This is a genomic window from Permianibacter fluminis, from assembly GCF_013179735.1.
In the GTDB taxonomy this organism is placed as follows: Bacteria; Pseudomonadota; Gammaproteobacteria; order Enterobacterales; family Permianibacteraceae; genus Permianibacter; species Permianibacter fluminis.
Genome location: NZ_JABMEG010000001.1, coordinates 1707577 through 1721681, shown reverse-complemented (window position 1 = coordinate 1721681; position 14105 = coordinate 1707577). Strand labels below are relative to the sequence as shown.

The window sequence follows — 14105 nt, the reverse complement described above, 5'->3', positions numbered from 1 at the left end:
AGGATAGCATAGGGCCCACACGCGCAGGCCGGCCCACGGGTCTGCCAGCCACGCCAACAACGCGGGATGGATTGCCGAATGACACCGATACGCTTGGTCACGGTTGCCGCGCTGCTGCTGGCGACGGCAGCCGCTGGCGACGACCGCACTGGTGACAATACCGACGCCGTCGCCAATGCCGTCAACCGTGCCGTTAACAGTCCAAACAACGGCACCAATACCGAACCGGCCAACTGCCCGGCGGTTGCCTACGCATTGCAGCAACTCGGCGCGCTGGATGCCCGCCGCAGTCAATTCCAGCTCGACAATGGCCTGACCGTGATTTTGCTACCCGATGCCGAAGCCAGCACGGTCGCGGTGGTGACCACGGTGCAAGTCGGCGCCCGCGATGAACAGGACGGCGAAACCGGCTACGCACATTTGTTCGAACATCTGATGTTCAAGGGCAGCGACGGCGTGCCGGATGGCGCCTACAGTCAACGCGTCAACGGCGTCGGCGGCAGCTTCAATGCCGAAACCGATTTTGATCGCACCAGTTACTACGTCACGGCCCCGGCCGAGGCGCTGGAACAATTGCTCTGGCTGGAGGCTGAGCGCTTTCGAGCGCCGGATCTGAGCGCCGAAAAAGTCCACAACCAAATCGCTGCCGTGCGCGAAGAAATGGCATTGACCGTCGACAACGTGCCGTTCATGCGCAGCGGTTCCGAGCTGCTGTTTACTCAGCTGCAAGGCAGTGACTATGACCATCTGGTGCTCGGCAGCGTGGCCGATCTCGACGCGGCCACGGCCGAGAAACTGCAGGCGTTTTATCAGCGCCATTACCGGCCGGAACGAGCGGTGCTGGTGCTCGCCGGCCGCTTTGATGCCGCCGTTGCCCGGCAGTGGCTGCAGCGCGATTGGTCACGCTGGCACGCGCATGGCGACGCCGCTGCCATAACGCCGCTGCAACGACCGCTTGCGCGCGCCTTCGATGCCACGCTAGTGGACAGCCGCGCGCCGTGGCCGGCTTTGCTGCTGGCCTGGCAAACCGTGCCGGATGATCACCCGGATGCCGCCGCTGTCGCGCTCGTTTACGAGCAGATGCTGCGCGGTGAACAGGGCCAGTTGCGACAACGGCTGCTGGCCAAGCAATGGTTGCTGCACAGCGCCGAATTGCCGCTGCAGTTACCGCGACTGGGCCTCGCCCACTTTATTGCTGTTCCGCGCGCCGCCGCCGCATTGACCGATCTCGAAACCGAAGTCCGGGCCGCTTTCACCGAGCTGGCGCAGCAAGCGCCCAGTGAACAACAACTGTGCGAACTGAAGACCGCCCGGCTGCGCCGGCTGATCGGCGTTGCCGAAGGTCCGCTGATGCTGGGTTATCGCGAAAGCATTGATCAAGCGCTGTGGCAGCAGTCTCGCTTGCTGGCCGAGGTGAGCGGCCTGCAGCAGGTGACGAGCGCCGATATGAGCCGCGTCACGGCGCAGTATTTTTTGCGGAACCAGCTGACCCTGACATTGTCGCCACCGTGGTATCTGCGCTGGGCCAAACGGGTACTGGAATGGTTGCCAGTAAGCTGGAGTGAAGCGCTGGAGGCGAAAGCGCTGTGAAAAGATCTGCCACGTTTATTGTTCTGCCATCGGTCGCACTGGCACTGATACTGAGCGCGCTACTGTCGGCGTGCAGCCATCGGCCAGCGCTGCCCCCGACGCCGATCGCGCCCGCCCAAATCCTGCCAATACAGCCACTGATAGACAGCCCGGCCAGCCCGGAATTTGGCACGCTGACCCTGCCGCCACTGACCCAGCAAACGCTGAACAATGGCGTCTCCGTGGTGACGATACCGTCGGCCCGGTCGCCGTATTTGCAAGTCATGCTGATGGTGGATGCCGGCCGTTTGTTGCTCGGCAGCCACGCCGATGTGCTGGCCGAAATGCTGCGGTTGACCGGCAGCGCCGACTCACCTGCCCGCTGGCAACAACAGTGGCGCGAACTGGGCGCCACGCTGTCGGTGCGCAGCGGCCCGCATCGATTGATTTTCAGCGCCGAAGTGCTGCCGGACAAAGCGGACGCCCTGCTGCAAACGCTGCAACAAATGTGGCGCGCGCCCAACCTGCGCTCGGCCGAACTGCTGAATCAGGTCCAGCGCAATCTGCGGGTGCAACAGCATGAACAGGATTTGCTCGGCGGCGATTATGCCCGGCTTTGGCAGCAGCTCGGTTACGGTGCCGATCACCCGTATGGCAACAACGCGCTCAGTCGTGACGCCTTGCAACGCATTACCCTGACCTCGCTGCAGCAAGCCTGGCAGCAGGCGCGCAGCGAGAAACAGCAATGGCTGCTGGCCGGCACCATCAACGACGCGTTGTTGCCGAACTGGCGCCAGCAACTGGCAAGCGAACCAATGAGCGCCACGCGCGCGCGCTGGCGGCAACTGCAAGCGCCACTGCCGTCGGAATCCATGCCGCCACAAGCAGCGCTGACCTTTCATCTGCTCAATGCCGATGATGCGCCGCAAGTGAATGTGATGCTCGGTTTTGCATTAGCCTTGCCCGATGCGCAAAGCCGCTGGACCTGCGAAGCCTTTGCCGAACTGCTCGGCATGGAATTCAGCGGCCGACTGTTCGCCGATTTGCGCGAACGCCGCGGCCTCAGTTACGACGTCGGCGCCTATTGCTCTGCGGCCCCGCTCGCCAGCGAGCTGGTCTTGCACGGCAGCACCCGGCCCGAACACGCGGCCGCATTTGTCCACGGCATGCTGGTGCATTTGCAATTGCTGAGCAGCCAAGCCGCCGGTGCGGACGAGCTGGCCTTGCTGCGCGGCTCACTGCGCGGACAAACCCGCGTGCAACTGGAAACCGCACGCCAGCGCAGCCGTTTGTATAACGCCATGGAACTGCTCGGTGGAGATTGGCAGAGCCTGATAGCACGCGATGAATTTTGGCGGGAACTTGCGCCAGCGGCATTGCCGGCCTTTGCCGAGCGCTGGCTGCGGAGCAGCCCGGTGATTGTGTTACGTGGGGATGCCAGTGCGCTGGAAAAGCAATTACAAAAAGTGTTTCCGGAAGCGCAGATTGTTCGGCATGACGCTGTGCCGTAGTGACGCTGTGTTTGATCCCCCTCCGTTTAAGGAGGGGTTAGGGGTGGTTGCGGAGATCGTCATCGCAACGCGCGTTTTAGCTTAGGCGATTCCACGCTGAGCTGAACCACCCCCAGCCCCTCCTTGACAAGGAGGGGAGGCAATACGCGCTTCCGAAAGCCTCAAATCCCCGACCCGCCCGGCAAACAACGGCGCAGCATGGTCAGGCCGACATCGCACAGCCATTCGTGCAGCAATTCGCTGTGTTCGGCGGGTCGGCCGGCGACGAAGCCGTGGCCGGAACTAAGCAGGGTCTGGAACAGCCGGCAGTATTCGATCAGCTGCGGCCTGGGCAGAATCGAGCCACGCTCCTGCAGCACGTCGGCCCAAAACGCCGCCATGTCCTGATGAAAGCCTTCGGTCAGATCTTTCAGCTCCGGCACCCGTTCGATCATCGGCTGCAATGAGCTCAGCGACCAGCCATTGCCTTCGGCCGGATAGAGCGCGTTGCTGACTTGCTCCAGCAACGCCGGCAGGCTCATGTGTTCGGCTTCCAAGCGCCAGACTTCGCAGCGCGCCTGCAAACCTAGGCAACGCTGTTCGAGCAGCGCGTAAATGATGGCCTCTTTGGCGGGAAAGTATTGATACAGCGAGGCGATATCGATGCCGGCTTCGGCGGCAACGGCATTGGTATTGAAGGCGAGCAGGCCATCGCGTTCGAGCAGGCGATCAGCGGCTTCGAGTAGCCGTTCGACCGTTTGGCGCGATCGGGCTTGGCGCGGTTGGCGCCGGGGCAGTACAGCAGCGGGTCTTACCACGACAACGCATTCCTGCAAGCGGTAGAGGATTTGAGTGTAGAGGAGCGTTGGCGCCGGGACTGCGAATTCGTCAGCAAGAGCTCACTTTTGCCGACGAACGGCGGCTGCGCCGGGGCAAATTCGCTGAAGCGGGGTAAACAGACCGCAGTCAGCGCCGCCGCTTGGCCTTTTCGCGCTGCCGGAGGGTAGTTTGCGGGTCGATGATCAACGGTCGATAGATCTCGATGCGGTCGCCGGCCTGCACCGGAAGGCTCAGTGCCACCGGGCGCGACCAGATGCCGACGGCGGTGGCGGCCAGATCGATTTCCGGGTATCGGCGCAGGATGCCGGAACGCTGGATGACCTGCTCGACGGTGCTGCCGGCCGGCACGGTCAGCGCCAGCAGGGTCTGCTGCTCGGGCAGCGCGTAGGCGACTTCGACGGCGAGTTCAGCCACCTGCGCCGATTCGGCGACCGCCATTTCAACCGGAGCTGGGCTGGCCATACAGGTTCCGGGCGCGGTCGTGGAAGGCATCCATCAGCGAATGGATCAGTTTCTGGAAGGCGCCGCCAAAGGCCAGATTGCCGATCAGCGAGGCAAATTCGAAATCCACGGTCAGGGTGACCCGGCAGCCATGCGTGCCGAGCGGGACAAACTGCCAGGCGCCGTGCAGCTGTTTGAACGGGCCGTCGGCCAGCCGCATCTCGATGTGATGCGACGAGCGCCATTGATTGACCGTGGTGAACGACTGCTTGAACGCCGCCTTGGCCAGCGTCAGCTTGGCGCGCATGCCATGGCTGCTGCGGTCGAGCACCTCGGCGCCGGCACAGCCGGGCAGGAATTCCGGGTAACGCTCGACATCATTGACCAGCGCGAACATCTGTTCGGCGCTGTACGGCACGATGGCTTCCCGGTGGACACGTGGCATAACGGCAAAATGGCAGCAGCGGAATGGCCGCAAATGCTAGCACAGCGCGGTCCCGAACTCGCCCCACGCCGGCGCCGGCATCGCTATAATGGCCGCCCCTTTGAGGTCCTGCGTGCCATGGCAAAAGACAAGAACAGCAAACCCGGTGATGCCACCATCGCGACCAACCGGCGGGCGAACTTCGATTATTTCATCGAACAGCGCAGCGAAGCCGGCATTGTCCTGCAAGGCTGGGAAGTCAAATCCCTGCGCGCCGGCAAAGCCAATCTGACCGACAGCTATGTCATGTTCAAGAACGGCGAAGCGTTTCTGATCGGCGCCCAGATCATGCCGCTGTTGTCGGCCTCGACGCACGTGGTCGCCGACCCGACCGCAACCCGCAAGCTGCTGCTGAAGAAATCCGAAATCGTCAAACTGAATCAGGCGGTGGCCATCAAGGGCTATACCGTGGTGGCCACCTCGCTGTACTGGAAAGCCAACCGGGTCAAGGTCGGCATCGGCCTTGCCAAAGGCAAACAGGAACACGACAAGCGCGACACCAGCAAAGAGCGCGACTGGCAACGCGAAAAAGAGCGGACGATGAAGAAGCACGTGCGCTGAAAAACGGAATCGCCCACTGGATTGATCCCCCTCCTTGTCAAGGAGGGGTTAGGGGTGGTTGCAGGAATAACGCGCAACGCGCCAGTAGTGAACGACATCTCAACCTGCGCTTAACCCCCCCCTGCCCCTCCTTGACAAGGAGGGGAGCAAAAGCCACCACACGATCAATTGCGGTTTTCGATCAGGGTTTGCGATAAACCGGCTCACCACGAAACACCGTCAATTCCACTTCGGTATCGGCTATCTGTTCCGGATGACCGCTTGCCACCAGATCAAACAGATTGCGATCGAGCACGACAAAATCGGCTGACTTGCCGGTTTCAATCGAACCACTGATCGCCTGCTGGCGCACCGCACGGGCACCGTTGATGGTGTAGGCCGCGATCATTTCCGTCAGCGAGGTCCGCTGCGCGGCGTTGTACGGCAAGCCACCGGCCGAGGCGCGGGTGACGCCGGCCGCAATATTGACGAACGGCCGCGGATCGCGCTTGTCGACTGGAGCATCACTGCCGGCGACCAGGGTCGCACCGGCCTGGCGTGACGATTCCACCGGATACACCGCCGACCAGCTGTAACTGCTGGCGTTGTACAGCACGCTCAGAATGTCCTGACCGGCCACACTCGGCTCGATAAACGGCGTCACCAGCACATCGTATTCCGGCAGCGTACCGATCCAGGCGTAGGTAAACGTCAGGTAAACACCGAGCGCGCCAAGCCGCTGCTGATCGTCCGGATGCACCATCTGCAGATGGGCAATGGTGTGCGGAATGCCGCTGGCGCCATTGCGATCGCGCGCTGCCTGCAGCGCATCGATCGCCGCGCGGGTGCTGCGATCACCAATGCTGTGCATGTGCACGCTAAAACCCGCCGCATCGAGCGCGCTGACATAATCCTTGAGCACGTCGGTTTCGTAATTGACGATGCCGTTGTTGCCGGAATCCTCGCTGTCGGCTTCAACGGTGACGGCACCGCTGTCGGCGTCGTAATGCAGATGCGGGGTCTGGAAGTTGTGCAGCATGCCGGCGTTCGGCGCGAACGGAGGGTTGCTGAACGGATCGCCTTCGAGCACGCCATCGATGAATATCTTGACGGCATCGGCCTTGATCAGCGGATCGGCCGCAAAGGCACTGCGCACTTCATTGGCCTTGGCCAAATGACCGTCAATATCGACCACGCCGCCATAATCATCGGCAACAAAACAGGTGGCTGCCGTGACCCGCATGTGCAGCAGGCTTTGCGCTTCCATCTTGCTGTATTGCGAGCGGACGAAATCGTTGACGCAGGCATCCTGAATGCTGGTGATGCCGCGCGAGGCAAACATCTCGGCCACGCCCGGCAGGATCGCGCCGTACAGCGCATCGGCTTCCGGACCACTGGCACTCAGCAGGTTGGTGTCCGGCGACGGAATCGCGTAGCGGGCGTCCTCGCGGATGACGCCGGATTCGAGATTGACGTAAGGCGCATACACTTCAAACACGCCGCCCGGTGCCAGTGATTCACTGCTGTAGCCAACCGTGTTGCCGTCAGCATCCAGCGCCATGGCGAGCGCCACGGTGTTGTACGCGCTGGCGTGACCGTCGACCCCGCTCAGCATCACCGGGTGATTCGGCGCTGCGGCATCGAGCGCCTGCAGCACGGTGCTGTAATTCACCGTCGGATCATTGCCCTCGTACGGCACCCACTGATTGATCACCAGCCACTGCCCGTCCGGGATGGCGTAATGCGCGAGACAAACTGTCACCTTCGCGGCCAGCTCATCCAGTGTCACTGGCTCGCCATCCAAATCGCACATGTCGAGCGCGACAGTGCCGAGACCGTGCACATGGTTGTCGTGCAGGCCGGGCAGCACCATCTTGCCGCCCAGATCGACAATCTGAAAACCGCGGCTGTTGTAGGACTCGGCGTCAGCACGGCTGCCGACTTGCAGGAATTTGCCGTCGGCGACCACGAAGGCCTCGGCAACCTGACGCTGGTCGTTCTGGGTATAGACCTTGGCGTTGACGTAGATGGCGCCCTGCTGATCGGGGCCGTCGCTGGAATCGCCGCAGCCGGCCAACGCCAGCAGCAAAGCGGCTGCGACGCCAAGCTGGCGGCCATAACGGATCAATGGGTTCTGTAGGCTGGTCACTGCTACTCCCTCCTGGCTGGGTTGACGTCTTGTTTATGTGCAGCTTTTACTGCACATTACAGTCATTACTGCAATTGTCAACGACTGCCCAAGCTGCACCGCAGCAAGCGACCACTACCGCGACCGGGACGACGCTCGGGTTGCCGGCGGCCCGCCCCGCCCCGTACAGTGCCCGGCAAGCCGGCCCCACCATCAGTTCCTGATCACCGGTTTCCAGAAAACAGAGGCCCGCACGAGCACCATGTCCGATCCTGTCAGCAGCCACATCGAGCCCCCGGAAAGCCTGCGTATGCGGCGCCTGCCGCAGCAGAAACGCTCGCAGGAAGTGGTCCGGCTGATTGAGCAGGCGACCCTGGCGCTGCTGGCCGAACAGGGCTTTGCCGCGCTCAACACCAATGCCATTGCCGAACGGGCCGGGATAGGCATCAAGTCGCTGTATCACCTGTTTCCGAACAAGGAAGCGATCATCTACCGGCTGGCCGAACAATGGCTGCAAGCCGTGCGTGTGGCCCAACAGGACATCCTCGCGCGCCAGCTCAGCTGGCAGGACACGCTGGATGCGCTTGACAGCGCGCTGGACGCGCTTGATGAACGTTTCGTCGGCTACGGCCCGCTCTGGCGGGCGATGGAACTGATGCCGGAATTGCATCCGCTCGAAGACGCGCATGAACGCGCGCAGATCCGGTTCTGGTCCGATTGCCTGCGCCAGTTTGGCTGCCGCTGGCCGACCAGCGAGCTGACCGCGCTGATCACGTATTTCTACCGCACCACCGACATCGCCAAGCAATGCAGCAAGGAGCTCGGCAGCGACGGCAAATTGCTCTGGCAATTGCATCGGCACTGGCTGAACCAATTGTTTGCCAGCGCCGTCCGCGATCCGGATCCGGCCGCGCTGCTGCGCCTGCCGACCAGTACTCAGCGCTGACGCGCCAGCGACGGCACTGGTCCATCAATCCGGCCGGTCGATCTCAGCCCTCGCTGTCGCTAATCAAGCTTGCCAATCCGGCTCAACAATCCATCTCAGCAAACACGCTCCGTAACCGGTCTCACCAACCACGCTCGCCACCGATGCCAGCCAGCAGCGCGACGCCGATCACGGCTTATTACCAGTCGCTCGACAAACCGGCGGGCGACGCGCTATACCGCAAGCAATTGCCGTGGCCAAGGAACCTGCCATGCCCGTCGTTGTATTGCTGCTGTTGTTTTGTTCTTCAGCGCTGGCTGCCAACGCGCCGATCTCGGTCAGTGAATGGCGCGCCCAGCTCAGCGAACCGGCCGCCCAGCGCTATCAACAACAACTTGAACAAATCCGGCTGGCCGGCAGCTATCACGGCGAGCTTGATGGCCTGCCGAGTGATCCAGCCGTGGCCGCCGCCGCACGCACCTGGCTGTTGCACGAAGCGATGCAGCAACTGCGCACGCAAGACCCGACGCCCGCCGCACTCGCACTTGCGACCCGGCTCAGTCAGTCGCCGGACGATGTGCTGTTGAATCAGGATGTCGAAGGCCGCTTGCGCGCCGTTTCGCAGGCACCGGTTGCCCAGGCCGCGCAGGCAACGCTGCGTTGGTGGCAAACGCAGGCGCGCGCCGCCGTGTTGCGCCAGACACTCGACCGCGACAGCGTGATGCAAGCCGCGGCGCAGTGGCAGCAACTTGACGCCAGCGAACGCGACAGCTGGCTGCTGGCCCTGCAACAACCCGCGGGCGACTGGCCGGCGCGACTGGCCGATATCGAGCGGCCGACACTGGCAAAACAGGCGCCGGAACTGGCTGCCGCAGTTGCCCTCGCCGTGCACGATGCCACGCTCGCCGCCGCGCTGCTGCGGCGCGAGCCGGGCGAGATCGGTAGCCGCTTGCTCAGCGCCGTCGCCACCGAATTTCCCGATCAGCAACTGGCCTTGTACGACGCCGCGCTCGCCAATCCGGCGCTGCGTTCACAGAGCTGGTTTCAGTTGGCAACTGTCGCCGATGCCGGCGCGCAGCAACGCCTGCAACAAGCGGCGGCATCCGGCGATCGCTCGGCAATCGCGGCTTGGTTGCAACAACAGGGCGAGCAGACATTACCGACGCTGCAACGCTGGCTCGCCAGCAAGAATGAAGCGCAGCAACTGAACGCCATCTATGCGCTGCGGCTGTTGGCAACGCCGGCCGCACGCCAGCAATTGCAACAAGCCGCCAAGCAGCCCCAGCTCAGTGCCAAAGTCCGCCGGGAGTTGCAGCCATGACACGGCCGATCAGAAAAGAACCAACCTTCGCGATCGCGGCTGTTGTTACTGCCACGACAGTCATGACTGTCATGGCTGCCGGCGTGTGCTCCGCCACCCAACTGCAGTACACGCAATCGCCTGCGGGTAGCAACACCGTGGCGCTCGGTTATCCGGTGCCATCGCCGATTGATTCGCTGACGCCGGTCGCCGGTTTTCGCAGTTATGCCAGCCTGCATGCGCGGCACCAGCAACTCGATACCGACAGCGCCAATGTTGCCGCCGTGCAGATCGGCAGCACGACTGCCGGCCGACCGATCTGGGCTTATGTTTTGTCCGATGCCGATGGCAACACCGCCGAAGGCAGCATTGTCGAAGCGGGCATGCTGCAAAACGGCGGCATCCACGCCCGCGAATGGCAGACGCCGGAAGCCGTCACCAGCATTTTTGAAACGCTGGTCAGCAACGAAACCGATCAAGGTCTGCATCAGTATTTATTGGAGAACAGCAAGATTGTTTTGATCCCGGTGCTGAATGTGGATGGCTTTCTGCAGAGCCAGCGCTATCCGGATCGAGCGATGTGGACAAAGTACGCTGGCGATCCCAGCGACTGGCCGCGCGACGGCCGGATGCGGCGGAAGAACATGCGCGGCGTCGATGAAAATCTGGCGACCGAATCCGACAACCTGCTCGGCGTTGATCTGAACCGTAACAACAATCCGTTCTGGGCCAGCAGCAATGGTTCCTCCGGCAACAACGCGGCGCTGACCTATCACGGCAGTGGCCCCGGCTCGGAACCGGAAATCCAGGCCCTGCAACAAGCCGCTGATCTGTTTGCCAGCCATCAGCTGCGCTTCTATATCGACACCCACAGCTTCAGCAAGGTTTACATCACGCCACGCACCGGCAACGAACGGCGCGATGACATTGCCCTGGCACTCGCCCAGCAAATGGTCAACGCCACCGGCAACAGCTATGCCGTCGATCCAGATCCGATCAACGCCGGCATGGGCACCACTGACGGCCACTTTGCCTACAACTACCAAATTCCGTCGTACACGCTGGAAGTCGAGCCACGCAACAGCAGCGCCGAATACGGCGGCTTTGGCAGCAGTCACGATGGTTTTATTCTGCCAGCGAGCCAGATTGATCGGCTACGCAGCGAAATCACCCGCGCCTCACTGCTGGGCTATTACCATCAAAGCGGCGCACCGGCGCTGATCGCAGCCCAAGCGATTCGGCTGAGCGATGACCACGAGATGGCCGCGCAAAGCTGGACACCCGACAGCGCCACCCATCGCGCGCAAGCGCGCAGCGAAGCTGGCGCTTGGCAGATTGGCGAAAGCTATCGGTTGATCCTCGATTTCAACAAACCGATGCGGGTGCGAGACAGTGGCGGCGTGGTAACCAACTACCGTGGTCAAAACGTCAGCTTGAGTCCCGTCATTCGCCTGCTCGGTCAGCACATTGATGGCAGCACGATCAGTGAAACCTTGAGCACCACTACGTCCGGCTGGTGCACGGCACCGGCTTGTCGCCGTTACGACAGCGATCGTTATCAACTGGATTTTGTCTGGCCAGCCACGCTCAGTCCCGATGAGCTGGTCAACGTAAAAGTCGAACTGGCGGTCAGCGATTTGTCCGGTCTGGCGCTGGATGCCAATGCCGCCACCGTGATGCGCTGGCAAGACGGCCACTGGCAGGATTACGAAGACGCCATCGGACTGGCGGGTGACACCGGCGGTGCTGATCGCAGCTTCCGCCTGCTCAGCACTGGTGAGCCGCCGATTTATCATGGCGGTATTGCACCACCACCGCTTCAGATCGGCGACGCGCTGAATTACAGCTTCGCTGCCGATGCCTTTACCGACCCGGAAAACGGCGCCCTGCAATACACCTTGCAAGCCGATCCGGGACCGCTGCCGACGTGGCTGCAACTCGATTCTGCCAGCCGCACGCTGAGCGGCACACCGAATGCCGCCGGCAGTTATTCCTTCGCGGTGGTCGCAATTGATCCGGCCGGCAATCGCAGCTTTGCCCCGGTGACCATCACCGTTAGTAACCGCAGCTCGTCGGGTGGCGGCGGTGGTGGCGGTAGCTGGTCAGTGCTGTCCTTGGCACTGCTACTGCTGAGCGGCCTCCGACGTCAGCGCAGGATTGTCTGACACCAATAAAAAGTTTCGCATCGCGGTAATGCCACTCAGTAAAGAAGTCGCACCTTCGCCCCCCGCCTTGTCAAGGAGGGGCTGGGGGTGGTTCAACTCAGCAAGCAATGCGCTGCGCAAATGGATTCAAATACTCGGTCATTGCAGAGTCTGCAGAAACTTAAGTCTGCCTGTTGGCTCCTTTCGGCACTCAACCACCCCTAACCCTTCCTTGACAAGGAGAGGGATCCATAGCGATTCGTCCTTCGCGTCAGCGTGACTGACGCCAACAAAAAAAAAGGGCCGCATCGCGGCCCTTTTTTCTTACACAATCGCTCGCTCAAAACATGCCGGCCAGCACCCGCGCCAGGCGTTCACGAACCAGCGGCGCGGCATCAGCCCAATCCAGATTCACCTGATTGGCAACACTGAGAATGCGGGTCTGGTATTTGCGCTGCGGCACATCGCGTGACCAGAAGCTGACGGTATCGCCAGACTCGCCCTGCTGCAGCGTGTGCTCCGCAGATTCATGAGCCAAGCCTTCGCCGTCCTCAATCCGCTCACTGACCTGAATATCGGTCAGCACGGTGTAGTAAACATCCTTGACGAAAGCATTGGCGGTCCATTCGGTGACGCCGATGATCAGCGCCGCTGCCAATACTTTTTCGACATCCTTGCGATCGACATGGCCGCCGTAGACCAACTGGACACCACCATGGACGTGGGAGTCGCGCCGATCGTTTTCCACGATCACCGGCTCCGGCGTTACCGATTCGGCATCGTCGGTCGGCAGGCTGTGTTCAAACTCCGCCAGCAATTCACCCGGCGGCTCTTTCGCCACCGACAGCACATTGGCCTGCAACCAGAAATGCGCGCTGGCGGGATTGTCGACCACCTGATAACCGCGCTTGCGAATCGCGTCGACGATATCCTGCTGCAGATCAAAGGACGGCTCGCTGGAACTGTTGCGCACCTGAATGAACACCGTGCGCTGCTCCGGCTCGACCGGCGTCATGATGATGCTGGAACTCATCCGGGTCTGGACATCCAGATCATGCTTGCTGGTCGCCGTGTGCAGCGCGGTACAGCCGCTCAGCCAGAGCGCCGCGCTGATCGCGATGACGCGGATCAAGCCTTTACTGATGACGCTGCCGGCATTCATGCGCATTTGCCTTTCCATCCTGGTTTGCACCCGAGCTCAACTCAGAACATGCCGGCGATGGCGCGGGCGAGTCCAGCGCGCAAGCTCGGCGCCGCTTCTTCCCATTCCAGATTGACCTGGTTGGCATAGCTCATCACGCGGGTTTGGTACTTGCGTTGATCGGTTTCGCGCTGATAGGTCGAGACGGTGTCACCGCTGGTGCCCTGACGCAGTTTGTGTTCGCTGTCTTCTTTGACGATGCCATCCGGCAACCGCTCCATCACCTGAATATCGGTGATCACGCTGTAGTAAATATCTTTGACCATGGCATCGATGACCGTGCCGGCGACCGCGCCGACCACAATCGCACCGGCGGCGTTGGCGCCACCACTGCCACCGCTGGCGCGGTGCAGCGCGTAACCGGTGACGGCGCCACCGGCAACACCGGGGCCGGCTGCCATCGCGGCATTGGCATTGCGGGCGTCGGTCTTGCCAACTTGGAGTACGTTGGCTTGCAGCCAGTAATTGGCGCGCTTCGGGCTGTCGATAACCTGATAGCCACGGGAGGTCAGAAACGCCACCACATCGGGGCGCAAATCAAATTCCGGCTTGTCGGAGGTATTGCGGACATCCACATACACCGTGCGCAATTCCGGCTCGACCGGGTCCAAGAAAATCGACGCGCTCATCTTGGTCTGGACATCCAGATCGCGTTTGGCGATCGAGGTGTGCAGCGCACCGCAGCCCGCCAACAGCGTGATTGACGCCAGCACAGTGGCCAGCAGCATGGTCCGTTTCATCATGTTCTCCCCGGTTAATCGTTTGGCAGCAAAGCCCTTGTGTCAGGCATTCTGGCCAGCAGCATCTGAACTCTGCCTGAATTCTATCGCCGCCGGGGCGGGATGCCACCAGGGCCGGAAGTCATGGTCGGCCCTACGGTCCGTATTGGCGAAACAACCGGATAAAGGCCGCAATATCAACGTCGCGACGGCAATTCCGGGGCGTCAACTTCAGGGCGCCAAACCGGCGGTTTTGTAGCGCCGCACAGCTTTTGTAACAGTTATGCCGCCCCCGGCCCGCAACAGGCCACCTACCATGCCGGC

The 14105-nt window shown here is 61.9% G+C and carries 12 protein-coding genes; 6 read left to right on the top strand and 6 right to left on the bottom strand.

The window, feature by feature from the left end; all coding sequences use genetic code 11:
* Positions 1-78 precede the first annotated feature (78 nt).
* Positions 79-1590, top strand: coding sequence for a M16 family metallopeptidase (locus HPT27_RS07380; RefSeq protein WP_172241116.1), 1512 nt, complete (start codon positions 79-81; stop codon positions 1588-1590).
* Entirely contained in the window at positions 1587-3080 is a 1494-nt protein-coding gene (locus HPT27_RS19605; protein ID WP_172241113.1) for a M16 family metallopeptidase, read from the top strand. Before HPT27_RS07380 ends, HPT27_RS19605 begins: the two co-directional genes overlap by 4 nt.
* Before the next feature lie 161 nt (positions 3081-3241).
* Here the strand turns inward: HPT27_RS19605 and HPT27_RS07370 are convergent, their stop codons facing one another.
* The 3 genes from HPT27_RS07370 to HPT27_RS07360 all read right to left on the bottom strand — a co-directional run bounded on the left by HPT27_RS07370 (position 3242) and on the right by HPT27_RS07360 (position 4785).
* Positions 3242-3877 (bottom strand): TetR/AcrR family transcriptional regulator, encoded by a 636-nt coding sequence (locus HPT27_RS07370; protein WP_172241110.1) that lies wholly within the window; start codon positions 3875-3877, stop codon positions 3242-3244.
* A gap of 148 nt (positions 3878-4025) precedes the next feature.
* Positions 4026-4337, bottom strand: coding sequence for an RnfH family protein (locus HPT27_RS07365; RefSeq protein WP_172241107.1), 312 nt, complete (start codon positions 4335-4337; stop codon positions 4026-4028).
* A 1-nt stretch (position 4338) separates the two neighbouring features.
* Positions 4339-4785, bottom strand: a complete 447-nt coding sequence (locus HPT27_RS07360) for a type II toxin-antitoxin system RatA family toxin (RefSeq protein WP_172241104.1) — start codon at positions 4783-4785, stop codon at positions 4339-4341.
* 117 nt (positions 4786-4902) lie between these two features.
* On the opposite strand from HPT27_RS07360, the gene smpB reads away from it, so the two are divergent.
* Positions 4903-5385, top strand: a complete 483-nt coding sequence (gene smpB / locus HPT27_RS07355) for an SsrA-binding protein SmpB (protein WP_172241101.1) — start codon at positions 4903-4905, stop codon at positions 5383-5385.
* 181 nt (positions 5386-5566) lie between these two features.
* Here smpB and HPT27_RS07350 read toward each other — a convergent pair whose 3' ends face one another.
* Positions 5567-7513 carry an amidohydrolase gene (locus tag HPT27_RS07350; RefSeq protein WP_211197887.1) on the bottom strand — a complete coding sequence of 649 codons (1947 nt, stop codon included), beginning with the start codon at positions 7511-7513 and terminating at the stop codon, positions 5567-5569.
* A gap of 241 nt (positions 7514-7754) precedes the next feature.
* Between HPT27_RS07350 and HPT27_RS07345 the strand changes: the two genes are divergently transcribed.
* The 3 genes from HPT27_RS07345 (at position 7755) to HPT27_RS07335 (ending at position 11882) form a co-directional block, all read left to right on the top strand.
* Positions 7755-8438: a TetR/AcrR family transcriptional regulator gene (locus tag HPT27_RS07345; protein ID WP_211197886.1), complete on the top strand. Its 684-nt coding sequence runs from the start codon at positions 7755-7757 to the stop codon at positions 8436-8438.
* A gap of 250 nt (positions 8439-8688) precedes the next feature.
* Complete coding sequence (locus HPT27_RS07340) at positions 8689-9738, top strand: hypothetical protein (protein WP_172241098.1); 1050 nt, start codon at positions 8689-8691, stop codon at positions 9736-9738.
* A gap of 62 nt (positions 9739-9800) precedes the next feature.
* Positions 9801-11882: a M14 family zinc carboxypeptidase gene (locus HPT27_RS07335; RefSeq protein WP_172241095.1), complete on the top strand. Its 2082-nt coding sequence runs from the start codon at positions 9801-9803 to the stop codon at positions 11880-11882.
* A gap of 319 nt (positions 11883-12201) precedes the next feature.
* On the opposite strand, the gene HPT27_RS07330 is transcribed toward HPT27_RS07335, so the two are convergent.
* Both HPT27_RS07330 and HPT27_RS07325 read right to left on the bottom strand, forming a co-directional pair.
* A complete protein-coding gene (locus HPT27_RS07330; protein ID WP_211197885.1) occupies positions 12202-13029 on the bottom strand; it encodes a complement resistance protein TraT in 828 nt (275 codons plus the stop codon).
* 35 nt (positions 13030-13064) lie between these two features.
* Positions 13065-13790: a complement resistance protein TraT gene (locus HPT27_RS07325; RefSeq protein WP_211197884.1), complete on the bottom strand. Its 726-nt coding sequence runs from the start codon at positions 13788-13790 to the stop codon at positions 13065-13067.
* Between the last annotated feature and the right edge of the window lie 315 nt (positions 13791-14105).